The sequence below is a fragment of the Mesorhizobium sp. 1M-11 genome, assembly GCF_001303895.1.
In the GTDB taxonomy this organism is placed as follows: Bacteria; Pseudomonadota; Alphaproteobacteria; order Rhizobiales; family Rhizobiaceae; genus Mesorhizobium.
The window spans coordinates 13,051-35,864 of record NZ_LJSD01000038.1 but is presented as its reverse complement, the minus strand read 5'-3'; the positions used below and the strand labels follow the sequence as shown (position 1 = coordinate 35,864).

The window sequence follows — 22,814 nt, the reverse complement described above, 5'->3', positions numbered from 1 at the left end:
CATCGAAAGGCCGATGCGGCTGATCGAAATCGGTCCCTAAAGGATACGACGATGAAAGTTCTCATGGTATTGACTTCTCACGACAAGCTCGGTGACACCGGCAAGAAGACCGGTTTCTGGCTGGAAGAGCTTGCAGCCCCCTACTACGTCCTCAAGGATGCCGGGATCGAAATCACGCTCGCCTCGCCAAAGGGTGGCCAGCCTCCGCTCGACCCGAAAAGCGACGAGCCGAATTTCCAGACCGACCTGACACGGCGCTTCAAGGCCGATGAGGCTGCCAACGCTCAGCTTGCTGAAACCCTGCGCCTGGATAGCGTCGACCAGAAAGATTTTGACGCAGCCTTCTACCCCGGTGGACACGGACCGCTGTGGGACCTGGCCGAAGATCCGAACTCGATCAGCCTGATCGAATCCTTTGTCGCAGCCGGCAAGCCGCTTGCTCTGGTCTGTCATGCACCGGGCGCTCTGCGTCGGGTGACCAATCCCGATGGCACGCCGTTCGTCCAGGGTCGCTACGTCACCGGGTTCACCAATGGCGAGGAAGCGGCTGTCGGTCTTACCGACGTCGTGCCGTTCCTGGTCGAGGACGAGCTCATCAGTCTTGGAGCGGTCTTCTCCAAGGTCAAGGACTGGGGTGTGCACACCGTGGTCGATGGCCAGCTCATCACCGGTCAGAGTCCCCATTCCTCAGCCGAAGCGGCGGAAGCTCTTGTGATCGCCTTGAGCCAGACGCGGAACCGGGCTTCCTGAGCGGTCCCGACCGGAAAGTGTCCGGGGGTGGCGCGGCAAGCATCGCCCCTGATCCTCGACAGTCAATCGACGCCAGTCCTTCAGGCGCCCGATCTTCTGTCGTCAGGCGCAGGTGCGCCCTCCCGAAAGGGTTATCAGAGGAGCAAGTCATGAAAGTTCTCATCATAGGCGCAAGTGGTGGCGTCGGTCACAGGGTTGCCTCCCGGCTGGTCGCCGCAGGTCATCGGGCAACAGCCCTGGTCCGCCGCAGCGAGCAGGCGGAGACGTTCTCCGCTCAGGGCATCGATGCGGTGGTTGGCGATGTCGCCAGAGACAGGGTCGAGGCCCTCGCAGATATCATCCGGGGACATGACGCGGTCGTCTTTACGGCAGGCGCCGGTGGCCGGGATGGTCCTGAGGCCACGACCGCCGTCGATGGCGAGGGACCGGGGAAGGTCGCGCAGGCGATGAAGATCGCCGGCGTGAACCGCTTCTACCTCGTCTCCGTCTTTCCGGAAGCTTGGCGCGAACGCCGGATGGACGACGATTTCGAGCATTATATGGTCGAGAAGAAGAACGCTGAAACCCGGATCGTTCTCACCGATCTCGACTGGGTCATCTTGCGGCCGTCTGCCCTGACCAATGAGCACGGCGTCGGAACGGTTGATCTGGGACTTGCCAAGATCCACCGGGAAATCCGACGCGACGATGTCGCCGACACGCTGATCGCACTGATGGATCGCCCGGAAATTCGTCGCTCGATACTGGAAGTTACGGGAGGAAACATCCCGATCGCAAATGCGGTCGATGCCCTGACCCGATCGCACGGGCAAGCATGAGCATGACCCCGTCCAGTCTCGATCTCACCCGCCGCGACACGCTGGCCCTCGGCGCTGCGTTTGCGACCCTGTTTCTCACCAACCCGCTAACCGGAACTGCATCTGCAGAACTATCCATGAAAGGAGACCTCATCATGAGCACTGTAACCACGAAAGACGGAACGAAAATCTTCTACAAGGACTGGGGCGCGCGCGACGGCCAGCCCATCGTATTCGCTCACGGCTGGCCGCTGTCTTCGGACGCCTGGGATGCCCAGATGTTGTATTTCGGCCAGAAGGGGTTTCGCGTCATCGCTCATGACCGTCGTGGACACGGGCGCTCCGACCAGCCTTGGGATGGCAACAACATGGACCAGTATGCCGACGATCTGGCCGAGGTTCTCGATGCGCTCGACCTGAGAAATGCCGTGTTGATCGGCCATTCGACCGGCGGCGGCGAGGTGGCTCACTACATCGGCCGCCATGGTTCGGATCGGGTTGCAAAGGTCGTGCTGGTGGGGGCAGTGCCGCCGCTGATGCTGAAGACCGCGGACAATCCGGAAGGCACGCCGATCGAGGCTTTCGACGGCATCCGGGCGGGCGTTGCGTCCAATCGCTCGCAATTCTACTACGATCTGACGATCCCCTTCTACGGCTTCAACCGTGACGGCGTGGAGGTGAACGAGGGGTTCCGCGAAAGCTTCCGGCTTCAGGGCCTGGCCGGCGGCATCAAGGGCCAATACGACTCCATCCACGAATTCTCCGAGGTCGACTACACCGAAGACCTGAAGAAGATCGACCGGCCGACGCTGATCATCCACGGTGATGACGACCAGATTGTGCCGATCGCTGCTTCTGGCGACAAGGCAGCAAAACTCGTCGCGGGCTCCACATACAAGGTCTATGAGGGCGGCTCGCACGGTCTCGCCCAAACCGAGGCCCACCGCTTCAACGCTGACGTCCTCGAATTCATCAAGGCCTGACCAACAGACAAGCGCAGAGGCCTTCCGGGTCTCTGCGCTTGAAGCCGCAGCCGGCGAACCTGAGGAAGAGCCCGCGAGTGAGACCACGATCGGCAGGCAAGCTCGACGGCAATCCGACAGGCGCGGCATCTTCTCCCGACACTCCTTTACAATCACGACGATCGCCGCGGCGGTGGTCGGAAACTCTATGTTGGACCTGGCTGCAAGCTAGTGTTGGCGACGGCCGCCACAGGTGTTCTCCGTGACCTGTCAGCATTCGCTGAGGTTCTGGATGACTGGGAAAGGGAGTAGGCTGAACACGTGTAAGCAATCGATCGTCCCTCTGGAAGTGTTCGCGTGAAAACCTTTGCCCACATCGATTGAGCCCTGAGATTTCAATTGAGCAACGCATCGAGCGATCCGTGATTGCTCTGGGGCAATCGCTAGACTCGCGCCCCGCCATCTATCTCGACACCAAGTTCTGGATCCTTTTGCGCGATGCAGAGCGGCGCCCCGAACAATCAGACGCCTCAGAGTTGTTGGGCGCAGAGGCGTAAACTCCGGGCGTCTATTTTGCCCGATTAGGCGGCCTTGGCCTCGGCACCGTCATCACCAGCACGATCTTTCTGGCCGCCATCGTTGCGATCGTCCTCTTCATGAGCTTGCGGTATGAAGATACCGCTGCCGATGACGAAAAGCTGGCGAGGCGGACATGAGCGCGCGATCAGCCGGCCTGCCGATGTTTCCGAACCAGCCGATATTCGTGCCAGATCAGCCACATGACGATGACGTCGAACACCGTGAGCACGATCAGGCCCCAGCCATGTGTGTAGGAAAAACGGTAGAGCTGATAGGCGATGAAAAGCCCCAGCACGACGAGGGATGCCGGATAGGCCCACAGCCTGTTGCGCAGAAGTCCGGCCACGAGGAACAGTTTCACCACACCGTGGCTCACCAGGTAGAAGGCATAAAAATGCCGCGTTTCCACCGAAAAGCCCTGTGCCCAGGCCAGCAGATGGCTGGCTAAATAATCGTTCGGGTCTTCGAGCAGTTCCTCTTGCGTGAGCACCTTGACCAGATCAGTGATGGTATCGGTACCGATGAGCCAAAGGGCTATGCCGCCTGCGCATTCGAGCAAGGCATGGGCGCCTTTGGCGAGGACACTGAGTTGAAAGATCTGGTGTATTCGCCGCTCTTCCACCCTCGACCTCTTCTTCAACCAGACAGAGCCGGTAGATAAATCCATGGACGAACAGATCACGCGCTGGATCAATGCGCCAGCAGGCAGCCATGCCGTGCTGGACCAGATCATGCTTGCCTTCACCCATTACGGCGTGCCGCTGCTGATCCTGGCTGTCGCCGTGCAATGGTGGAGCCGCAGCGAGCGCCCGCATGTGCGCCATGCCTGCGTGGCCGCCGGGCTGTCCTTCCTGATCGGCCTCGGGCTGAACCAGATCATCCTGCTCTTCGTGCACCGGATCCGGCCCTATGATGCCGGCGTCAGCCACCTGATCATGGAACGCAGCGCGGACTGGTCGTTTCCATCAGACCACGCCACGGCCACCTTCGCAATCGCCCTTGCGTTTCTCCTACAGGGCCTGCGCGGCCGTGCCGCCGCGCTGCTGATCGCAGCGGTGGCGGTTTGCATTTCGCGCGTCTATGTCGGCACGCATTATGCGACGGACATCCTCGGCGGCGTCGCCACGGCCGCAGTGGCAGCCCTTGCCGTGCGCGGGCTCTACCGGGAGGACACACGGCTCGACCGGATGGTGACGGGTATCCTCTAGCCAGGCGTGAATGCCGCGGCCGGAATGCGACCGGACCACAATCGAAACCACTGAGATTTGCGAATTGAAGTTGTACCGGCAAATGCGAAAGGGGCCTCTTCGGGTCCAGCGCTATTATTCTTGCTTGCCTCTGGCCGGTTTGCAGCTTACGGGCAATTTTCACACCATCGTTCCCGGCAGGCTTTACCGCTCGGCTCAGCCGAGCCCGCGGGTCCTCGCGCTGCCGTGACGGCGCAAAGCGGCCATTCCGCGCTGGCGATCATAGGCAACTGGAAGCCAAGGCCTCAGGGCGAGCTTCGAAAAGCCCGCCCCCGGCTCACCCCTGCCGTTTCGGTTTGCCCTTGGGTTTGCGGTCTCCAGGCGCGCCCTGGCCGCGGTGAGGCTTCTTTCCCGGTTTGCCGCCTTTGCCGAACTTGTCGCCCTTCGCAAAATCCGGCTTTCCCTTGCCGAACTTCGGCTTGGCCCGCCACGACGATGCCGCGCCACCCTCGCCGGCAGGCGCGATGACGATGCCGCGCTCGGTGCTGCCGGGCTGCCTGATCTGCTCGATGAAACCCGCCGCCTTGTCGGCGGATATCTCGAAGCGGGTTTGCGTGTCCTCGATCCGGATCGAGCCGACGTCGCGCTTGGAGACGCCACCGGCCCGGCAGATCATCGGCAGCAGCCATTTCGGGTCGGCGCGCTGCTTGCGCCCGAGCGACAGCGTGAACCAGACGCCGCCCTCCATGTCCGGACGGCGCGGCTCGCCGTCGCGTTTCTCTTCGATCCCCCTGTCGCGTTTGGATTTCCTCGCCTGCATGTCCTGGACGGGCAACGGCGAGAGGTCCTCGGGCACGGGCCGGGCGGAAAGCTGCTGGCGCAGGAAGGCGGTGGCGATGCGCTCCGGGCTTGCCTTGGCAAGCAGTTCCGCCACGAAGGCGGCTTCCGCCTCGTCGGGCTCGGCGGACGACAGCACCGCGTCGAGGATCTGGGCGCGATAGCGGGTCTCGATCTCCGCAATGCCCGGGGCGGCACGCATGACGGCCGACAGCTTGGCCAGCGCCAGCACGCGCTGGGCGGCACCGCGCCTGTTCTCGGGCACGATGAGCACGCACACGCCTTTGCGGCCCGCACGGCCGGTCCGGCCCGAGCGGTGGAGCAGCGTCGCGGGATTGCTCGGCACGTCGGCATGGATGACGAGGTCGAGGTTCGGCAGGTCGATGCCGCGCGCGGCAACGTCGGTCGCCACGCAGACATGCGCGCGGCCGTCGCGCATCGACTGCAGCGCGTTCGACCGCTCCGACTGCGCCATCTCGCCCGACAGCGAGACGACCGAGAAGCCGCGGTTGGCCAGCCGCGCGGTCAGGTGCCGCACCGCCTCGCGCGTGTGGCAGAACACCAGCGCGCTGGCGCTGTCGGAATCCAGCAGCGTGTTGATGACGGCATGTTCACGTTCGTCGCGCCGCACCAGCATCATCTGGTACTCGATGTCGGCATGCTGCTCGGTGGCAGCGGTCGCGGCGATGCGCACCGCGTCGTTCTGGAAGTTCCTGGCCAGTTCCGCGATGCCGCGCGGCACCGTGGCCGAGAACAGCAGGGTCCGCCGATCCTCAGGCGCAGCACCAAGGATGAATTCGAGGTCTTCGCGGAAACCGAGGTCGAGCATCTCGTCGGCTTCATCCAGCACCACGGCGCGGAGCGCGCCGAGATCGAGCGCCCCCTTGGTGATGTGATCGCGCAGGCGTCCCGGCGTACCGACGACGAGATGGGCGCCGCTCTCCAGCGCGCGGCGCTCCCTGCGCATGTCCATGCCGCCGACGCAGGTCGCGATCCTGACGCCGGCGGCCGCGTAGAGCCAGTCGAGCTCCCGCTGCACCTGGATCGCGAGTTCGCGTGTCGGTGCGATGACGAGCCCGAGCGGCCGGCCGGCTGCCGGGAACCGTTCGGCGCGCCCAAGCAGGGTCGGGGCGATGGCGATGCCGAAGGCGACCGTCTTGCCCGAGCCGGTCTGCGCCGAAACCAGGAGGTCGGCCTCGACGTCGGCGTTGGCCATCTCCACCTGGACAGGCGTCAGCTGGTGATAGCCTTTCGCTTCCAGCGCGGAAGCGAGGGCGGGGTGGATGGGCAGGGATGCTGCCTGGTCGGTCGATGTCATGATTGCGGTCTCTCTGTCGAAGCCGCGCATACCACGGCATCGGCCAAGTTGTAATGACCGCTCTTCAGCGCGCGGAATTGCCGCTGGATCGCTTCACGATCTTACGGGTCCTGCAACATCGTGCCTGTCGCATACCCCCACCCCTAGCCCCTCCCCTCAAGGGGGAGGGAACGATGTTGTCGCCGCGTCCGTGATAGCCGTAGGGGAAAGCGCTGACGCGGAATCCCCCTCCCCCTTGAGGGGTGGGGTTAGGGGTGGGGGTTCCCCAGGCGATTGGTGGGAATTCCCTTCACCAAGCGATTGCCAGTGCAAGCCAGCTAGCTTGCCGTTGGGTTCGCTTTCCCACCGGCAGCTTCGATGATCACGTCGATCGGGCCGCCTCGCTTGAGGGTGTTGTAGATCGGGCATTTCGATGTGAAGTGAGCGACGTAAAGCTCTGCCTTTTCCCGCGCCGCACCCTTGAACTGGAAGGTCAGCGTCAAGGAGGCGAAGCGCGTCGGGTCCTCCCCATCGCGCAGGAACTCGGCTTTCAGCTTCACATTCGGCCCGGGCTCCTCGCGTTCGCGCGCGCTGGCATGGACCAGACCGAGCCCGCACGACACCAGGGATGCGAGCAGCAGCTCGCCCGCCGAGATGGCCTCGCCCGGCGCGCGCTGCGAAGCCCGTCCGTCCGAGATCAGGTGGTTGGAGCGTGCGGAAAGCACGACGCGGCCATAGGTTTCGTCGGCCCTGCCTTCGACACGGCTGCCGACATCGGGATCGAGCGCGGTTTCCGTCATTTCGTTACCTCGTTCTAGAGCAAAGACAAAAGAGTTAGGGCGCGTTTCCGCGTTTCCGTGAAAAACGGAAACGCTCTAGTGATGCAGACGCTGCCAGTCTCCGGCAGCGGGGCGAGCGAGGTTCAGGTGATCGCGCAGCGTGCTGCCGGAGTATTCCTTGCGGAAGAGGTTTCGGCGCTGCAGTTCCGGGACCACCAGCCGCACGAACTCATCGAAGGCGCCCGGCTGCCAATGCGCCGCGACCATGAAACCGTCGCAGGCGCCGGCCTCGAACCACTCCTGCATCCTGTCGGCGATCGCGTCGGGCGTTCCGATGAAGTCGCCTTCGTAGCGGTTGGCATACATGCGGCCGACCTCGGCAAGCGGCAGCCCGCCCTTGTCGGAGGCTTCGCGCATCTCGTCATAGTGGCCGGTCACGCCGGGGACCTTCAGATGCGGGAGAGGCTCGTCGAGCGGATAGACGGAAAGATCGACATCCAGATGATAGGACAGAGTGGTGAGGCCGGACACGGGCTCGATCAGGTCCGCGAGCACCCGCCGCTTTTCCGCGACGATGGCATTGGTCTCACCGACAAGCGGGGTAATGCCCGGCAGTATCTTGAGGTCCTTGGGATTGCGTCCGAACCGCGCGGCACGCTCTTTCATTTCCCGGGAGAAGGCCACCGCGCTTTCCAGCGAGTAATGGGTCACGAAGATCAGGTCCGACCAGCGCGCGGCAAAATCCCGGCCTCGGTCGGATGCGCCGGCCTGGATCAGGACCGGATAACCCTGCGGCGGACGCGGAATGTTCAGCGGCCCGTCGACCTTGAACCATTCGCCCTGGTGGAGGATTGGACGAACCTTGTCGGGCGCGGCGAAAAGCGGCTCGGCGCGATCGGCCACCAGCGCATCGTCCTGCCAGCTGTCCCAGAGCTTGTGCGTCACTTCCAGGAACTCGTCGGCGCGATCATATCGCTTCTCGCGCGGGATATGCTCTTCCCGCGAGAAATTGCGTGCCTCGGCGTCCTGGAATGACGTCACGATGTTCCAGGCGGCCCGCCCGCCGCTCAGATGATCGAGCGTGGCGATGCCTCGGGCAATGTCGAAGGGCTCGTAGTAGGAAGTCGACTTTGTCGCGGCGAGCCCCAGATGCCGGGTCGCCCCGGCCATCGCGGCGAGCACCTGCAGGGGCTCGAGCCTCAGCGCGCCGAGCGCCCCATACCGCAGCTGGCTGTCATGCGAATTCCCATAGCGGTTGGGCACCGCCAGAATGTCGGCGAAGAACGCCAGGTCGAACCGGCCCCGCTCCAGAACCTGGGCAATGCGCCGGTAATAGTCGATGTCCAGCCAGCCGTCCTCGGACTGGGGATAGCGCCAGCCACCCGGACGTCCGGGTCCCGCGATGACGAAGGCTCCAAGGTGGAGCTGCCCGTTTCGATTGAAGCTGGTCATGATCAGGCGGCCAGTGCCCCGGCGACCGCCTCGCGGACGGGATCGAAGCGCGGGTCCAGGATGAAGCCCGGCAGGTTGACCTCGCGCGGAAGCACTCCATGCTTGTAGAAACTCGTCGCCAGCACCTGGGTGGCATCGGCAGCCTGCCTGTCGGCCGGACGAAGGTCCACCGCCGTCGATTCCGACACGCGCTTCTCGGTCAGAAGCTGCTCGAAAGCCTTCGCCTCGATGCTCCCGGCCTCGAAGCCCCCATTCGCGGCCCAGATGGCGACCGTCCCGGCGGGGTCGGCGTTGATGCGTCGCTGGACTTCGCGGACAGCGACCGCGAGCCTGACCGCGATTTCCGGATGCTCCTGATGGAAGCCCTCCCGCGCGACGTAGAATGCGTAGTCATAGGTCGGCACATCGTCTAGCCTGTTCACCTGGTCGGCCAGCCGTGCGAGCCCGATCGTCGCCGCCGGTTGCCAGTGAAACCAGGCGTCGACTTCGCCCTGCGACAAGGCGGTGAACCCGTCGGCGCCGGTGAGGCTGACGCCCTGGACCTCGCTGAAATCGACCCCGGCAGCCTCGAGATATTTCAGCAGGCTGAAGTGACCGGTCGTGCCACGCTGGTAGGCGACTTTCCTGCCGCGCAGGTCGGCGGCTTGCCGGATGCCGCTCTCCTTGCGCACGACGCCGTCGACCGTGTTGACGGGCAAGGGAAAGGCGGCGATCGGAACGATCGGAATGCCGACGTCCACTGCGTTCACGACCGCTGTCGAGGTTGCGAAGGTGAAATCGACATCGCCCGAGCGGATCGCTTCCATCACGGGCAACGATGCGGTGAAGCCGGGCTGCCAGCGCGGCCTGGCGCCGATCGCCTTTTCGAAGTCGTAGCCGGTGATATCCGCCCGGGCTGCCGCCCACGGCCCGGTGCGGCCGTCGCCGATGATGGCGATGGTGACTTCCGGCTTGTCCTGTGCGAGCGCCGGGATGCTCAGTCCGGACATGGCCAGCGACGATGCCCCGGCGGCGATGAAGCTGCGACGATTGAGAGTGAGCATGAGACGCTCCGATCTAGGTGTGAGGTTGAAGTTCGCGCTTGACGCGCCGTGGCTTGTCCGTATCGGCCGTGCCTTCGTCGTGCAGAAGGCTTCCGATGAGTTCTTCTTTCAGACGGGCGAGTTCGGCGTCGCCGCGCGGTCTTGGCCGCGGTCCCGGCAATGCGAGGCTCCGCGCGATCCTGCCTGCCCGCATGACGATAACGCGGTCCGACAGAAGCAGGGCTTCATCGACATCGTGCGTGACCAGAAGGACCGTGCGCGGCGATTGCCGGAGCAGGGACGACAGCAGTTCCTGCATCGCCGCGCGCGTCAGCGCGTCCAGGGCACCGAAGGGCTCGTCCAGAAGCAGAAGATCCGGCTGATGCAGGAGGGCGCGTGCCAGCGCGGCACGCTGCCGCTGTCCACCCGACAGCACGGCCGGATAGTCGTCCCCGCGCTCCCCAAGTCCCACGGCGTGAAGGATTTCCGCTCCGTCAGCCTCACGCCCCCTGGTACCCAGAACGACATTGCCGAGGACGGTCCGCCACGGGAGCAGACGGTCCTCCTGGAACATCATCCTCACCTCGGGTCGCTTTGTGCCGGCATCGACACGAAGGATCCCCGCAGTGGCTTCGTCGAGCCCCGCGACGATCTTCAGCAAGGTCGACTTGCCGACACCGCTCGCGCCGATCAGTGAAACGAACTCGCCCGGCGCGACATCGAGGTCGACGCCGTTCAGGACGGCGTTGCCGCCGAAGCTGCGTTCCAGGCGACGGATCGTTACGGCCGCCCCGCTCATGATCGGGCGGCTCGCGAGCTGTAGGAGGGATGCCAGGAAAGCAGCCTGGCTTCGATGGAGCGCGTCAGCAGATCGGCGAGCCAGCCCGCCGCCGCATAGATGAGGATGACCAGGACGATCACGTCCAGGCGCAGCAGTTCGCGCGCGTCCTGGACCAGGAAACCGAGCCCTTCGCGGGAGGCGATGGTCTCGGCAACCACCAGCGTCAGCCAGGCGACGCCCAGGGCATACCGGATGCCCGTCAGGATCTGCTGGAGCGCTCCCGGAAGGATGATCGACCAGATCAGCTGCGGCTTCGTAAGGCCGTAGCTGCGTCCCATCTCGACGAGCTTCGGATCGACGCTGCGGATGCCGGAAACGGTGTTGATGTAGACGGAGAACACGACGCCGAGCGCCACCAGCAGGACGCGGGGCTCCTCTCCGATACCGAACCAGAAGATCATGAGCGGCACCAGCGCCAGATGCGGCACCGTGCGGACCATCTGGATGGTGAGATCGGCGAACTGGCGGGCGGTCGTCGACAGCCCGACGACGATGCCGAGCGCCAGCCCCGTCACCGCGCCCAGGCCGAAGCCGACGGCGACGCGCCGCAGGCTGACGATCAGGTGATGCTGCAATTGACCGCGCTCGATCAGGGAGATCGCCACGTCGACGACGTCCAGCGGGCCGGGCAGGACGCTTCGGTTCAGATGGCCGCTGACTGCCGACCAGTGCCACAGGACCAGGAGCACGAAGGGAAGAAGCCAGGGCAGCAGATGCCACCCGACACTCCGTAACAAGCCGGGCACACGCTCCTGCTGCTCGACGATCCGGGCCGGCGCGGTTTTGTCGACAGCATCAGTCATCGGCAGGCTGACGGCCCTTCGATGGCTTGCCTTGGGCGTTGAGATTGAAATGCCAGAGTCTGCCCACCAGTGCCCCGTCGTCCGATCCGTTTTGATTAGTCTACTGAATTAGTAGAATAAACGGTCGGCACTGGCTGGATACGAACCAAATTCCAATTCCAGCACCAATCGAGAAAAATCCTCGACGTCAGCAGCGGTGCGTTCTCAGGCTCGAGCGCCGCCGCCAAAGCCAGTCGCCGCGGGATAGCCATGGCGGTTGCGGCCGGCTCCCCGGCGGAAGCCGGTTTCCGATTTAACAGCGCGGATGCGTGAAAAGTGGATTGTTTGGCTCCGCTTTAATGACTAAAGCGATGTCAGTGTTCATGCAGAGGGCATCGCGATGGCGAACGCACGTGGAATAGCGACTCTCTTCGGCCTATTGGCCGCGCTGATGACGGCCGGCCCCGCCGGTGCCGAGAGCGCCCTCACGATAACGGACGATCGCGGGGTCACGGTGGAGGTTCCGGCACAGCCGAAACGCATCGCCTCGATCTCCTATTTCGCGGACGATGTCGCGCTCGCCCTCGGCATCAAGCCCGTGGCGAGCACCTACATGACGGCCGGACGCGAGCCCGAATTCCTGCTCGGTCTGACCAGGGACATGAAGCAGATCGGCCAGCGCGCCAAACCGAACCTCGAGCTGCTTTCGCAAGCCAAGCCCGACCTGATCGTCGCGATCCGCCGCTACACGGTCGGCAATGCGCCGCAGCTGGAGAAGATCGCGCCTTACGTCGCCTACAATATGGAGCTGCTGGACGGCAGCGACCGCGAGATCGCCGAGCTGTCGAAGATCCTCGGCAAGCCCGAGCGCGGCATCCAGTTGAACAAGGACTTCCGCGAGCACCTGGCCGACTTCACCGCTAGGGCGCCGAAAGACGTGCATCCGCGTTTCGCGATCATGTGGGGCGGCGAGACGCCCTTCGCCTTCCACACCGAGAACACGGCGGCATCCATCGTCGCGGCGATCGGCGGCGACAACATCGCCGGCAAGATGACGCCCGGCGGCGAGTTCGGCATCGATCTCAGCCTCGAAACCATGCTGGAGAAGGATCCGGAAGTCCTCTTCATCTACGATTCCGGTCCCGACCGGCCGCATGAGAACAATCCGATCTGGCAGGAGCTCTCGGCGGTGAAGAACAAGCGGGTCTTCTATGTCGGCGATCAATGGGTGGAAACGAACGGCCCGATCGCCCGCGAGATCGTGCTGCGCGAAGCCGCCCACTATCTCTATCCCGACGCGTTCCCGGCGGTCGACGTGAAGGCGGAAGCTGCCAGGATCATCCCGGCCGAGGCCCAGAAGTAACCAGCCGATCCGCACGACGATGGACGCACGGAAATCAGTCATAGCCATTGCGTTGATCCTCGCCGCGACCCTGTCTGTCATCTTGTTCGGCCTGATGCCCGGCGCCAGGATTTTGTCCCTCCACGATGTGCTGCGCGTGCTGTGGGCGCCCGACGGCAGGATCGAGTCCATCCTGGTCTGGACGCTCAGGCTGCCGCGAAGCCTGGCGGCCGCCGTCGCGGGGGCCGGCCTCGCCGTCTCGGGCTATCTGCTGCAGGCGCTGACCCGCAATCCGCTCGCCGATCCGGGCATCACGGGCGCCACCGCCGGAGCCATCGCCCCGATCGTGGCCTGCTTCGTCTTCCTGCCCTGGCTGTCGTCTGCCTCCTATCCCTTCGTTGGCCTCGCCGGCGGGCTTGCCGCCTCGGCGGTGACCTTCTGGGTGGCGCGCGGCGGCAATAGACGTCCGCTGCATCTGGCGCTCGGCGGCATCAGCGTGTCGCTGTTCCTCGGCGCGATCACGATCTACGTGCTGCTCTTGGCCGGCCCGCAATCCACCGCCCTGCTGTTCTGGCTGTCGGGCGGCTTCCAGGGCCGAAGCTGGGCGCAGCTCGTCCACATGCTGCCATGGGTCGCGCTCGGCGTGGCCGGCGCGCTGGCGCTGCACAGGGTGGTGGCCATGTTCGCGCTGAGCGATCATGCCGCCGCAGGCATGGGGCTTCAGCTCAACGTCTGGAAGCCCGTGCTGCTCATCCTCGCCATCCTGCCCGTGGCCGGCGTCGCCCCGATCGCCGGTCCCGTCGCCTTTGTCGGCCTTGCGGCTCCGCACATGGCCCGGCTGCTGGGCCCGAAAGGAGCAGCCTGGGAGATTGCGCTGACGGCAGCCATCGGCGCGCTGATCGTCACCTGCGCCGACCTGGCCGGCCGCACCGTCGCGATCCCGAAGGAGCTGCCCGTCGGCATCATCACGGCGCTGCTGGGCGGACCGGTCTTCATCTACCTCATCCAGCGCGGCCGGCTCGACTTCAAGGCGCAGCAGCCATGACGGCGGCCTCCCGGATACCGCGCAGATCGAACGCCTGGCTGCTGCCGGCCGCGGCCGCGTCGGTTCTGCTTTCGCTGCTTGCTGCGGTGTTCCTCGGCGTGGTGGACGTTCCCGCCGCCGACGTCGTCTCGGTGCTGACCGGAGCCGGCTCGCCGGAAGCGCATTCCATCATCTTCGAGATCAGGCTGCCGCGCATCGTCACGGGCATGCTGGCCGGAATCCAGCTGGCGGTCGCCGGCCTGATCCTGCAGACGATCACGCGCAATCCGCTCGCCGACCCGTCGCTGATCGGGGTTTCGCAGGGCGCGACGCTGACGGTGACGCTGTTCCTCCTTTTCACCGTCTATATCTTCGACCCGGGCTCGAACACCGTGGCCGAGCTTCCCGTGGCCTGGCTGCCGCTGGCCGGAATGGTGGGCGGAATGGCAGCCGGGGGCATCATCTACCTGCTTGCCTTCCGGCTCGAGCTCAGCCCGCTTCGCATCACGCTGTGCGGCATCGCCATCGGCGCCGTTCTCCACGCCATCGCCATCGGCTTGATCGCCGGCTGGGGATCGGCGCGCATCGAGATCATCCTCGAATGGATTTCCGGCAGCCTCTATGCGCGCACATGGGATCATGCGCTGTTCCTGCTGCCGTTCACCGTGGCTGGCCTCGCCGTGCTGCCCCTGATCTATCGCCCGCTGGTGCTGCTGCAGTTCGATGCGCCCGTCGCCCGCTCGTTCGGCCTTTCGTATCGCCGGCAGTTTTCCGTGCTGCTGCTGGTCTCCTGCGCGCTGGCGGCAAGCGCCGTCGGCGTCGTCGGCCCCATCGTCTTCGTCGGGCTGGTCGTGCCGCATCTGGCGCGGTTCCTGGCCGGGCGGCATTTCGCGCTGATCCTTCCGATGACGGTTGCCCTCGGCGCCGTGATCGTCACGCTGGGCGATCTCGCCGGCCGCCTCGCCGGCGGCGCCGAGGAAGTGCCGATCGGCGTGATAACGGCATTGGCCGGCGTGCCGGTGCTGCTCGCCCTGCTCCGCAAAACGCCCTGAGATCGCCATGCCTCTGACCTGCTCGCAATTGTCGGTTCGTTACGGTCCCCGCCTTGCGCTGGACGGTTTTGAGCTGTCCCTGCAGAAGGGCGAGATCCGGGCGCTGATCGGCCCGAACGGTTCCGGCAAGAGCACGGCCCTGCAAGCGCTTGCCGGCCTGATCGCGCCCGCCGGCGGACAGGCGGCGATCGAGGGTGTCGCGGTCGCGTCGATGTCGCGACGCGCCATCGCCAGGAAGCTCGCCTTCCTGCCGCAGCAACCCGCCGCGCCCGACGAGATGACGATCGCGCAACTGGTGCGGCAGGGCCGCTTCCCTCATGTCGGGCTGTTCCGCTCCTATGCGCGCCGGGATGAGGAGGCCATCGAATGGGCGCTCGAAAGCACGGGCCTGACGAGCCTGGCGGACCGGACGCTGCAGGAGCTCTCCGGCGGCGAACGCCAGCGCGCCTGGATCTCCGCGGCACTTGCGCAGGAGGCGGGCATCCTCTTGCTCGACGAACCGACCTCGTTCCTGGATATCGGCTATCAGGTCGAGGTGCTGGACCTCGTCCACCGCCTCAGCCGGGAGAAAGGCGTGACGATCGTCATGGCGATCCACGACATCAACCAGGCGATCGCCGTCAGCGACCGCATCTCCCTGCTCGAAAAGGGCGAGCTGCGCTTCGACGGCGAGCCGAGGGCGCTCGCCGAAAGCGGCCTGATCGAAAAGACCTTCCGGGTGAAAGGACGGTTCGTCGAGGTCGCCCCCGACAAGCCGCCGCATTTCGACGTCGAGCTTGCCCGGATTACCGGCGCGGCTTGACGAGGCGGAACACGATCTTCGTCTGGGTGTAGTAGGTCAGCGCGTCGGCGAAATCGGGCGTCCAGCCATCCTCGACGAAGGGTATGAACCCGTCATATTCCAGCTTCCGGCCGGAGACGTCGAAACCCGCCTTGGCGAACGTCCGTCCGTAGTCGGAAATCGAGCGGTCCTGCACGACGGTGTTGGTGCGCTTCGCCACCAGCTCGCGCCATTTCGGCCAGAGCGGATTGTCGGTGTGGCAGCCGGTGACGGCGTAGTAGACGCCGCCAGGCTTCAGGGCCTTGAAGATGTCCGCGGCGTGGGCGTCGATGTCCTCGACGAGGTAGATGACCTCGTGGCTTATCGCCAGGTCGAACTCCTCGACCCAGCCCTCGAGACTTGCGCCGACGGCGTGCTGGACGGGAAGATTTCCCTTCAGGGCCTCGGCCCTGGCGATCGACTGTTCGGCGATGTCGATACCGAGCGCCTTGCGGAACGGCCGCATCGCGTGGAGATGGCGCAGCAGGCCGCCCTGGTTGCAGCCGAAATCCAGAACGCTTTTTTCCGACAGGTCGCGTTCGACCATCATGTCGATGAGATGGCGCCAGATCGGCGCATGGCCGTCCGCCATGCGGTCTTCCGCGTCAGGGTCGACATACCAGGTGGTTATGGTCTTCCGGTCGCTCATCCGCGGTCCCTCCGATGCGATTCACCAGGCCGTTCTCATAGGGTGGCCAGAGCGATGTGGATAGGCAAAAATCGGTTGGCGCCTCCTTCTCCCACTTGCGAGGCACGCTCATTGGCGCTGCCCCTCAGCGCCCTGCCTGGCACTTCTCCCCGTCTACGGCAGCGCAGTCGCAAATGGCGCAAGACCCCCTCTCCGTCTTGCCCTAGCGGCGGCAAAGCCGCCGTGGGCAAGCCACCTCTCCCCCATTTCATGGGGGCGAGGAACCCAAGCTGGAGAAGCGCCGGCATCGCAACTGCGGTTCCTCGCCTCCGCAAAGCGGGGGAGAGGTGGCTCGGCGAAGCCGAGACGGAGAGGGGGTCTTGCGCCATATGCCCTGGTGCGGACGGCGAGAAGGTGCGGCAGGTGTGGCGCCGCGGACGGCGCGCTGCACCATGCGCTCCGGGGCGCTGGCAGCATTGCCCTGGCCTGCGCAAGCCGATATTGCAGCGCAGCATATCAGCGCGACGCAGCGCAGGAACGGCCTCATGTCCACCTCCCAGACAGACGCAGCAATCCTCGAAGGCGAGCCGGCCGTGCAGCCCTGGCTGGTGATGCTGGCGCTCGCCATCGGCGGCTTCGCCATCGGCTCGACCGAATTCGCGGCGATGAGCCTGCTGCCCTACATCGCGGCCGGGCTCGGCATCGACGAGCCGAAGGCCGCGCATGCGATCAGCGCCTATGCGCTGGGGGTGGTCGTCGGCGCGCCGATCATCGCCGTGCTGTCGGCCCGCGTGCCGCGCCGCACCCTGCTGATGGCCCTGATGGCCGCCTACGGGGTCACCAACTGCCTGACCGCCTTGGCGCCGGATTATCAATGGCTGCTCGTCTTCCGCTTCCTGAGCGGCCTGCCGCACGGCGCCTATTTCGGCGTCGCCGCGCTCGTCGCGGCATCGCTGGTCGGCCCGAAGGAGCGCACCAGCGCGATCGCCCGCGTGATGCTCGGCCTGACGGTGGCGACGATCGTCGGCGTGCCGGCGGCGACCTATCTCGGCCAGGCCTTCGGCTGGCAGGCGGGCTTCGCGCTGACCGGCCTGCTGGCACTCGCCACCTTCGTCATGGTCGCCCTGTTCGCGCCGCGCGACAGGCCGGACGACAGCGCCAGCCCGCTGCGGGAACTCGGCGCCTTCCGCAACCGGCAGGTTCTGTTGACGCTGGCGACCGCCACCATCGGCTTCGGCGGACTTTTCGCGGTCTATTCCTACACCGCCTCGACATTGCTCGAAGTCACCGAAGTCGATCCGCGCGTGGTGCCGCTGGTGATCGGCCTGTTCGGCGTCGGCATGACGCTGGGCAACCTGGTTTCGGCCTGGGCCGCGGACAAGGCGCTGAAGCCGACAGCGACCGTGCTGATCGTCGCGAGCGCCGTCGCCCTCTTCGCCTTCCCCTATGCTGCCGGCTCGCTGTGGTCGATCTCGCTCGTGGTCTTCCTCGTCGGCTGCACCACGGGCCTTGCCATCGTGCTGCAGACCTATCTGATGGATGTGGCACGCGACGCGCAGACGCTGGCCGCCGCCGCCAACCACAGCGCCTTCAACGTCGCCAACGCGCTCGGCCCCTGGCTCGCCGGCCTCGCCATCACCGCCGGCTACGGCTTCCCTTCCGCCGGTTACGTCGGCTGCGCGCTTTCGCTGGCCGGGCTGGTGCTGTGGCTGATCACCCTGTGGGACGCCAAGCGCAGATAGCAGCGTAGCCTGAAGATCGTCGCGGATGCCGCGCAGCGCGCCGTCCCCTTGGCTTGCCTGCGCGGCGCTTGACGGCGCCGCAGTGCCGCAGTCTGTAATCGGGCTCAACCGGGAGGAGGACACCCATGGAAAAGATCATCCTGGACTGCGACCCGGGGCACGACGACGCCATCGCCATCCTGCTTGCGGCCGGCAACCCGAACATCGACCTGCTCGGCATCACGACGGTGTCGGGCAACCACAATGTCGAGAACACCACGCGCAACGCGCTTTCCGTGTGCACCGCTTACGGCATCAAGGTGCCGGTGGCGAAGGGATCGCCCGGCCCGATGCTCAGCGAGCAGGTCCTGGCCATCGAGATCCACGGCGAGACCGGGCTCGACGGGCCGGTGCTGCCGCCCGCCTCCTTCGAGCTCGACAGGCGCCATGCCGTGGATTTCATCATCGATACGGTGATGGCGCATGAGCCGAGGACGGTGACGCTGGTGCCGGTCGGGCCCTACACCAACATCGGGCTCGCCGCCCGCAAGGAGCCGCGCATCGTCGAGCGGGTGAAGCGGGTCGTCGCGATGGGCGGCAGCTATACGCGCGGCAACATCACGCCCGCAGCCGAGTTCAACATCTATGGCGACCCGGAAGCCGCCGATGTGGTGTTCCGCGCCGGCTGGGACGTCACCATGGTGGGGCTCGACCTCACCCACCAGGCGCTGGCCACCCCGGAACTGCAGGACAGGGTGCGCGCCGTGGGCGGCCCGATCAGCCGGTTCATCCTCGACATCTGGAAATTCATCGCGACGACGCATGGCGGCCTGCTGCAGATCGCGCATCCTGCCGTCCATGACGCCTGCTGCGTCGCGGCCCTGATCGACCCGACCGTCTTCACCACCGAAAAAGCCGACATCCGCGTCGAGATCGCCGGCCGGTGGACCAAGGGCATGACCGTCTGCAACTTCGAGAAGATGGGCGGCATGCACCATTTCGGCGGCACCGCCAGCGAGCAGGTCAACTTCCGCCACACCGTGGCGATGCAGCTCGACTGGCCGAAATTCGCCGACATGATCGTCGATGCCGTCGAGAGGCTGAGCAGCGGCAAGGGGTGACCGGCGCGGACTCTGCGTGAAGCGTCCGCTTCGGGGGCCGAAAGCGGAAAATCCGCTGAAGGACATAATCGTCGGAGAGCTGCTATTCAGCAGTCGACGTCATTCCTGCCGTTCGCGGTCGCGCAGCAATATCAACTCCACGCCCCTTCTGGCAGACACCGCGCATCGGCATTCACACCCCTAGCTCCTTTCGCGACGCAAGGGCGAGTGCAGCGATGAGTTCGTCCGGAATGGGCTTGCTCGGCGAGAATGTGACGCCAGTTTTCGACGCTTTGAGCCCGGCTGCGGCAATGTCGTCCGAATATGCGCTGATCGCGCCCTTGCTGACGTACAGACCACACTGTTTGCTGAATGCCGCATAGCCGGCGATGATTAAACCCGCTGAACCGAACCCTGGCATGTCGTACCGGATGATCTCTTCCGCATCAGGGAGCGTTTGCGCCAGCCGAGCGCGTACGAACGCCAGCAGTGGCTGGAGCGCTTCTGGAGCCGCAGCGATGTAGGCATCGTGGTCGGCAAACACGGTCATGTATTTATCATCGGCAATCGGATGTATTCGCGCAAGCGGAGAAGTGTCTGCAACGGGTCCATCCGAGAGTCGTCGGTCCGAACTCCACCCCAGGGCAGTCTCAATGCCGCTCCGCCGAGGCAATACCCGGCGGCAGGCGTGTCAGGTTGACCCCGAAATTGCGAAGCCCTGCACATCACCCAGCTTTCGTCGTTCCGCCCCACCATGCTCGGCCAGAACACTTTTGGAGGGCGGCCTTGTCTTGAATATCCGAAAGCGCATTTTCGAATGCTGACGCAAATTCGCCAAAGTCTGGAATTGATGAAGATGCACGATTGGGATCATCGAATTGAAATTGCGCCGATACATACGAAACGCTCTCATCGGGTTCAGCTCTGCCGTTCTGCTCTGCCTCGGTGGATTGGGAGCTTTGCAGCTGACCGGGAATTTCCACACTGTGGTTCCGGGCAAGCTCTATCGTTCGGCGCAGCCGAGTGCGGGAAACCTTGAAGTCTACGCCAAACAGTATGGCTTAAAGACGCTCATCAATCTGCGAGGGGCGGCCCCCGGCGCACGATGGTACGAAGATGAGAAGCGCGTCGCCAAGGCCATGGGCCTGACGATGATCGATTTTCAAATGTCGGCAAGCCATGAATTTGAGGTTTCCCGAGCCAAGGAACTGGTAGCCCTCCTCAAATCCGCTCAGACTCCAATTCTGATCCACTGCAAAGCTGGGGCAGATCGATCCGGCCTGGTGTCGGTCATCTATGCGAGCCAGGTGGCAGGCATGGACGAGGAGGACGCTGAAAGACAGCTTTGGCCAATCTATGGGCACCTTGGCATCCCGGTACTGTCATCCACCTACGCAATGGACAAGAGCTGGGAAGCACTGGAACCCGTCTTCGGCATCAAGAGCTAGCCACAGCTCACATCCGGATGTCGGCAATCGGAGCCAATCGTCCAAGATTGGGCTGGATGCCGGCCTGCAGGCGATGACTGCGGATACCGAGAGCAAAGCGTTGTGAGCGGAACGGGACCGAAGGTTCAGGATCGCGACGCCGCGCGCTCCGGCAAATCCGGCCCCTCAGCTCCAGTCGGCGGAAGGCATAGGCTCCAGTCCGGCAATGTCCGGCGACAATGCCGTTGCGAATCCGGGAGCGCGTAGCGAACCCGTTGCGACCTTGCCACCTTCAAGCTTCAGCCGAACCACACCATTCTGGAGATGATAGAGGTCGCCATGTGCGGCAAGGAAGGCCGTCGCTTCGCCGTGGGGACGATTGGCGAAGCCATCGATGAAATGGTGGGCATTCTTCTCGACATGGGTGAGCCCCAGCCAACTGACGAGGGCAAGATCCTGCTGCAAGGAGATGCCCGGCTCGCAGGTCAGATCCTCGGCCGAGAGAAAACAGCGCGCCGCACCGTCGCCATTCCAGACTTGCGCCCGCGCTGCGTTCAGTATCGATTTGTAGAGGCCCTTGCAGGTCTTCGACGACACGCCCGTATAGCCCAGCGAGCGCGCGGTCGGGAATGCATCCAGACCGCCATCCGACTCATCGATCATCACCGGAATTCGGGCAGCGAGGCGATGCACCGGCTCTTCCAGGGCCCGGTCGCGCCGCACCGGCTGTTCGAGACACAGCAGCGCCTTGCTGAACCGGCGAAGCGCCGGGTCGGCTTCCACCCGGGCAAAAAACGCCGCAATGGCGTCGCCATCGGCGAACTGTTCGTTGCCATCGAGGGTCACGCGGTAGTCGACGCCGCTTTTGTCCAGCAGCGAGGCAATCCGGCCGAGACGCTCCAGATCCGCTTCCGCATCGCCGCCGATCTTGATCTTGTAGTAACGGCAGCCATAGGTCGCGATGACCTCCGACAGCGTCTCCGGCAAGCCGTCGTTCACGCGGCTTTCCTGATCGCCGGGCACCAGAGGATCGACCAGCCCCACGGTGTGGCGGATGTCGATATCCGGCGCGGGGCGACGGGAAGCAAGGAAGGCATCCAGATCGAAGCCGTCCAGTTCGGGTACGAGCGGCCCGGTGCGCATGCCTGCCAGATTGATGGACATGGCCTGTGCGAAACCAACGCCCTGCGCCCGGCACAGGGCATCGAGAATGGCGCGATCGAGCATCGCCATCCCGAAGCTCGCGATCAGTGGATTGAGCGCCTGCGCGGCACATGCGTCGTTCAGCTCGGAATAGCTGGTTTCAAAGAGGCGGTAAGCGGTTTGCGGACCGGAGGCAAGACGGGCCTGCGCGGCCAGCTCGATGGAGCGGCGCAGCTGGTGGTGGCTCTGCTCATCGGTGAGCGAAGGGTTCTTGTCGAACCATTTGGCGCTCAGCGCCTCGGCTGCCCAGCCCGTGGCCTCCTGCCCGCTTTCCTGACGAATGCGGACCGAGACCACGGCCTGCCTTCCGCCCGTCGCGGTTTTCACGCCAAAACGGAACGGGATGCGCATGCGGTAGGGCCGCTCGTAACAGCAGACGTCGACGACCCTGAGCCGCAAGGTCATGCCGGCACGAAACGAGGGGCGTCGCCGCTCTGCCGGCCGGTGAGCATGTCGTAGATCTTCAGCGACAGGGCGCCGAATTCCGGCGTGATACGGCTTTCGACGGTGCGCGGTCGTGGCAGATCGATATCGAGCACGGTGTCGATCCGTCCCGGACGCGGCGACATGATCACCACGCGATCCGACAGGAACACGGCTTCGGGAATGGAGTGGGTCACGAACAGGACGGTCTTGCGCGCACCCGAGGCCTCGCCCCAGATGCGCAGCAGTTCCAGGTTCATCTCGTCGCGCGTCATGGCGTCGAGGGCTCCGAAGGGTTCGTCCATGAGCAGCAGCTTGGGATCCAGAAGCAGGCCACGACAGATCGCGGCGCGCTGCTGCATGCCGCCGGAAAGTTCACGCGGCAGTTTGTTGGCGAATTCCCGGAGCCCGGTGAGTTCGAGCAGTTCCATGGCGCGCTGGCGGTAGTTGCGCGGGTTCAGGCCCGCCAGTTCTGCCGGCAACAGAACATTGTCGAGGATGGTGCGCCATTTCAGCAGCACAGCCGCCTGAAACACCATGCCCACATTGGGGATCGGCCGCATCACCTTCTGGCCATCCACCGTGACCGTGCCGGCGCTGCGCTCACGCAGGCCGGCGACCACGCGCAGCAGGGTGGATTTTCCGCAACCGGACGGGCCGACGAGCGAGATGAACTCGCCCTGCCGGACCGCCAGATTGATGTCACGCAACGCTTCGACCGGCCCCGAAGCGGTGCCGTAGGTCATCGAGACCCCGTCGAGCAGGATGGAAATGTTGTCCACGCTGTCT

At 64.8% G+C, this 22,814-nt stretch carries 22 protein-coding genes; 11 read left to right on the top strand and 11 right to left on the bottom strand.

What is annotated here, in order from left to right; all coding sequences use genetic code 11:
- Positions 1 to 51 precede the first annotated feature (51 nt).
- From AO692_RS17170 to AO692_RS17160, 3 genes are all read left to right on the top strand, one after another.
- Positions 52 to 750, top strand: coding sequence for a type 1 glutamine amidotransferase domain-containing protein (locus AO692_RS17170; protein ID WP_054311273.1), 699 nt, complete (start codon positions 52 to 54; stop codon positions 748 to 750).
- Between the two features lie 149 nt (positions 751 to 899).
- Positions 900 to 1,568, top strand: a complete 669-nt coding sequence (locus AO692_RS17165) for an NAD(P)H-binding protein (protein ID WP_054311272.1) — start codon at positions 900 to 902, stop codon at positions 1,566 to 1,568.
- Positions 1,569 to 1,702: 134 nt separating this feature from the next.
- Entirely contained in the window at positions 1,703 to 2,530 is an 828-nt protein-coding gene (locus AO692_RS17160; RefSeq protein ID WP_054311271.1) for an alpha/beta hydrolase, read from the top strand.
- 703 nt (positions 2,531 to 3,233) lie between these two features.
- Here AO692_RS17160 and AO692_RS17155 read toward each other — a convergent pair.
- Positions 3,234 to 3,710: a DUF2127 domain-containing protein gene (locus AO692_RS17155; RefSeq protein ID WP_054311270.1), complete on the bottom strand. Its 477-nt coding sequence runs from the start codon at positions 3,708 to 3,710 to the stop codon at positions 3,234 to 3,236.
- A 43-nt stretch (positions 3,711 to 3,753) separates the two neighbouring features.
- Here AO692_RS17155 and AO692_RS17150 point away from each other — a divergent pair, with 43 nt between their 5' ends.
- Positions 3,754 to 4,296 carry a phosphatase PAP2 family protein gene (locus AO692_RS17150; RefSeq protein ID WP_054311269.1) on the top strand — a complete coding sequence of 181 codons (543 nt, stop codon included), beginning with the start codon at positions 3,754 to 3,756 and terminating at the stop codon, positions 4,294 to 4,296.
- 316 nt (positions 4,297 to 4,612) lie between these two features.
- On the opposite strand, the gene AO692_RS17145 is transcribed toward AO692_RS17150, so the two are convergent.
- From AO692_RS17145 to AO692_RS17120, 6 genes are all read right to left on the bottom strand, one after another.
- The gene (locus AO692_RS17145; RefSeq protein ID WP_054311335.1) at positions 4,613 to 6,430 is read right to left on the bottom strand and encodes a DEAD/DEAH box helicase; all 1,818 of its coding nucleotides are present in this window, start codon (positions 6,428 to 6,430) and stop codon (positions 4,613 to 4,615) included.
- Positions 6,431 to 6,747: 317 nt separating this feature from the next.
- Positions 6,748 to 7,209 (bottom strand): OsmC family protein, encoded by a 462-nt coding sequence (locus tag AO692_RS17140; RefSeq protein WP_054311268.1) that lies wholly within the window; start codon positions 7,207 to 7,209, stop codon positions 6,748 to 6,750.
- 75 nt (positions 7,210 to 7,284) lie between these two features.
- Complete coding sequence (locus AO692_RS17135; protein ID WP_054311267.1) at positions 7,285 to 8,640, bottom strand: LLM class flavin-dependent oxidoreductase; 1,356 nt, start codon at positions 8,638 to 8,640, stop codon at positions 7,285 to 7,287.
- Between the two features lie 2 nt (positions 8,641 to 8,642).
- Positions 8,643 to 9,683, bottom strand: coding sequence for an NrtA/SsuA/CpmA family ABC transporter substrate-binding protein (locus tag AO692_RS17130; protein ID WP_054311266.1), 1,041 nt, complete (start codon positions 9,681 to 9,683; stop codon positions 8,643 to 8,645).
- Positions 9,684 to 9,696: 13 nt separating this feature from the next.
- On the bottom strand, positions 9,697 to 10,461 hold the full coding sequence (locus tag AO692_RS17125) for an ABC transporter ATP-binding protein (protein WP_054311265.1): 765 nt from the start codon (positions 10,459 to 10,461) through the stop codon (positions 9,697 to 9,699).
- Complete coding sequence (locus tag AO692_RS17120) at positions 10,458 to 11,306, bottom strand: ABC transporter permease (RefSeq protein ID WP_082407411.1); 849 nt, start codon at positions 11,304 to 11,306, stop codon at positions 10,458 to 10,460. Before AO692_RS17120 ends, AO692_RS17125 begins: the two co-directional genes overlap by 4 nt.
- Positions 11,307 to 11,685: 379 nt before the next feature.
- On the opposite strand from AO692_RS17120, the gene AO692_RS17115 reads away from it, so the two are divergent.
- Genes AO692_RS17115 through AO692_RS17100 form a run of 4 tightly spaced genes read left to right on the top strand, consistent with a single transcriptional unit; the run spans position 11,686 to position 15,505 of the window.
- Complete coding sequence (locus AO692_RS17115) at positions 11,686 to 12,648, top strand: ABC transporter substrate-binding protein (RefSeq protein WP_054311264.1); 963 nt, start codon at positions 11,686 to 11,688, stop codon at positions 12,646 to 12,648.
- 19 nt (positions 12,649 to 12,667) lie between these two features.
- The gene (locus AO692_RS17110) at positions 12,668 to 13,672 is read left to right on the top strand and encodes an iron ABC transporter permease (protein ID WP_054311263.1); all 1,005 of its coding nucleotides are present in this window, start codon (positions 12,668 to 12,670) and stop codon (positions 13,670 to 13,672) included.
- A complete protein-coding gene (locus tag AO692_RS17105) occupies positions 13,669 to 14,703 on the top strand; it encodes an iron ABC transporter permease (protein ID WP_054311262.1) in 1,035 nt (344 codons plus the stop codon). The genes AO692_RS17110 and AO692_RS17105 overlap by 4 nt, the downstream gene beginning before the upstream one ends.
- A gap of 7 nt (positions 14,704 to 14,710) precedes the next feature.
- Positions 14,711 to 15,505, top strand: coding sequence for an ABC transporter ATP-binding protein (locus tag AO692_RS17100; RefSeq protein WP_054311261.1), 795 nt, complete (start codon positions 14,711 to 14,713; stop codon positions 15,503 to 15,505).
- Here the strand turns inward: AO692_RS17100 and AO692_RS17095 are convergent.
- The gene (locus AO692_RS17095; protein ID WP_054311260.1) at positions 15,489 to 16,172 is read right to left on the bottom strand and encodes a class I SAM-dependent methyltransferase; all 684 of its coding nucleotides are present in this window, start codon (positions 16,170 to 16,172) and stop codon (positions 15,489 to 15,491) included. The genes AO692_RS17100 and AO692_RS17095 overlap by 17 nt on opposite strands.
- A gap of 524 nt (positions 16,173 to 16,696) precedes the next feature.
- On the opposite strand from AO692_RS17095, the gene AO692_RS17090 reads away from it, so the two are divergent.
- Together AO692_RS17090 and AO692_RS17085 are read left to right on the top strand one after the other, a co-directional pair.
- Complete coding sequence (locus AO692_RS17090) at positions 16,697 to 17,893, top strand: MFS transporter (protein ID WP_054311333.1); 1,197 nt, start codon at positions 16,697 to 16,699, stop codon at positions 17,891 to 17,893.
- A 125-nt stretch (positions 17,894 to 18,018) separates the two neighbouring features.
- Entirely contained in the window at positions 18,019 to 18,993 is a 975-nt protein-coding gene (locus AO692_RS17085) for a nucleoside hydrolase (protein WP_054311259.1), read from the top strand.
- Positions 18,994 to 19,165: 172 nt separating this feature from the next.
- Here AO692_RS17085 and AO692_RS17080 read toward each other — a convergent pair whose 3' ends face one another.
- The gene (locus tag AO692_RS17080; protein WP_054311258.1) at positions 19,166 to 19,522 is read right to left on the bottom strand and encodes a DUF1801 domain-containing protein; all 357 of its coding nucleotides are present in this window, start codon (positions 19,520 to 19,522) and stop codon (positions 19,166 to 19,168) included.
- Positions 19,523 to 19,931: 409 nt separating this feature from the next.
- Between AO692_RS17080 and AO692_RS17075 the strand changes: the two genes are divergently transcribed.
- Entirely contained in the window at positions 19,932 to 20,420 is a 489-nt protein-coding gene (locus tag AO692_RS17075) for a tyrosine-protein phosphatase (protein ID WP_244483388.1), read from the top strand.
- Positions 20,421 to 20,585: 165 nt separating this feature from the next.
- Here AO692_RS17075 and AO692_RS17070 read toward each other — a convergent pair whose 3' ends face one another.
- Both AO692_RS17070 and AO692_RS17065 read right to left on the bottom strand, forming a co-directional pair.
- Positions 20,586 to 22,007, bottom strand: coding sequence for an enolase C-terminal domain-like protein (locus AO692_RS17070; RefSeq protein WP_054311257.1), 1,422 nt, complete (start codon positions 22,005 to 22,007; stop codon positions 20,586 to 20,588).
- Complete coding sequence (locus tag AO692_RS17065; RefSeq protein WP_152979868.1) at positions 22,004 to 22,807, bottom strand: ABC transporter ATP-binding protein; 804 nt, start codon at positions 22,805 to 22,807, stop codon at positions 22,004 to 22,006. Before AO692_RS17065 ends, AO692_RS17070 begins: the two co-directional genes overlap by 4 nt.
- Positions 22,808 to 22,814 lie beyond the last annotated feature (7 nt).

Bases quoted from the DNA above. Each gene is read 5' to 3' on its own strand.
- AO692_RS17170 (WP_054311273.1), top strand. From the start codon at position 52: ATGAAAGTTCTCATGGTATTGACTTCTCACGACAAGCTCGGTGACACC.
- AO692_RS17165 (WP_054311272.1), top strand. From the start codon at position 900: ATGAAAGTTCTCATCATAGGCGCAAGTGGTGGCGTCGGTCACAGGGTT.
- AO692_RS17160 (WP_054311271.1), top strand. From the start codon at position 1,703: ATGAGCACTGTAACCACGAAAGACGGAACGAAAATCTTCTACAAGGAC.
- AO692_RS17150 (WP_054311269.1), top strand. From the start codon at position 3,754: ATGGACGAACAGATCACGCGCTGGATCAATGCGCCAGCAGGCAGCCAT.
- AO692_RS17145 (WP_054311335.1), bottom strand. From the start codon at position 6,430: ATGACATCGACCGACCAGGCAGCATCCCTGCCCATCCACCCCGCCCTC.
- AO692_RS17140 (WP_054311268.1), bottom strand. From the start codon at position 7,209: ATGACGGAAACCGCGCTCGATCCCGATGTCGGCAGCCGTGTCGAAGGC.
- AO692_RS17135 (WP_054311267.1), bottom strand. From the start codon at position 8,640: ATGACCAGCTTCAATCGAAACGGGCAGCTCCACCTTGGAGCCTTCGTC.
- AO692_RS17130 (WP_054311266.1), bottom strand. From the start codon at position 9,683: ATGCTCACTCTCAATCGTCGCAGCTTCATCGCCGCCGGGGCATCGTCG.
- AO692_RS17125 (WP_054311265.1), bottom strand. From the start codon at position 10,461: ATGAGCGGGGCGGCCGTAACGATCCGTCGCCTGGAACGCAGCTTCGGC.
- AO692_RS17120 (WP_082407411.1), bottom strand. From the start codon at position 11,306: ATGACTGATGCTGTCGACAAAACCGCGCCGGCCCGGATCGTCGAGCAG.
- AO692_RS17115 (WP_054311264.1), top strand. From the start codon at position 11,686: ATGGCGAACGCACGTGGAATAGCGACTCTCTTCGGCCTATTGGCCGCG.
- AO692_RS17110 (WP_054311263.1), top strand. From the start codon at position 12,668: ATGGACGCACGGAAATCAGTCATAGCCATTGCGTTGATCCTCGCCGCG.
- AO692_RS17105 (WP_054311262.1), top strand. From the start codon at position 13,669: ATGACGGCGGCCTCCCGGATACCGCGCAGATCGAACGCCTGGCTGCTG.
- AO692_RS17100 (WP_054311261.1), top strand. From the start codon at position 14,711: ATGCCTCTGACCTGCTCGCAATTGTCGGTTCGTTACGGTCCCCGCCTT.
- AO692_RS17095 (WP_054311260.1), bottom strand. From the start codon at position 16,172: ATGAGCGACCGGAAGACCATAACCACCTGGTATGTCGACCCTGACGCG.
- AO692_RS17090 (WP_054311333.1), top strand. From the start codon at position 16,697: ATGTCCACCTCCCAGACAGACGCAGCAATCCTCGAAGGCGAGCCGGCC.
- AO692_RS17085 (WP_054311259.1), top strand. From the start codon at position 18,019: ATGGAAAAGATCATCCTGGACTGCGACCCGGGGCACGACGACGCCATC.
- AO692_RS17080 (WP_054311258.1), bottom strand. From the start codon at position 19,522: ATGACCGTGTTTGCCGACCACGATGCCTACATCGCTGCGGCTCCAGAA.
- AO692_RS17070 (WP_054311257.1), bottom strand. From the start codon at position 22,007: ATGACCTTGCGGCTCAGGGTCGTCGACGTCTGCTGTTACGAGCGGCCC.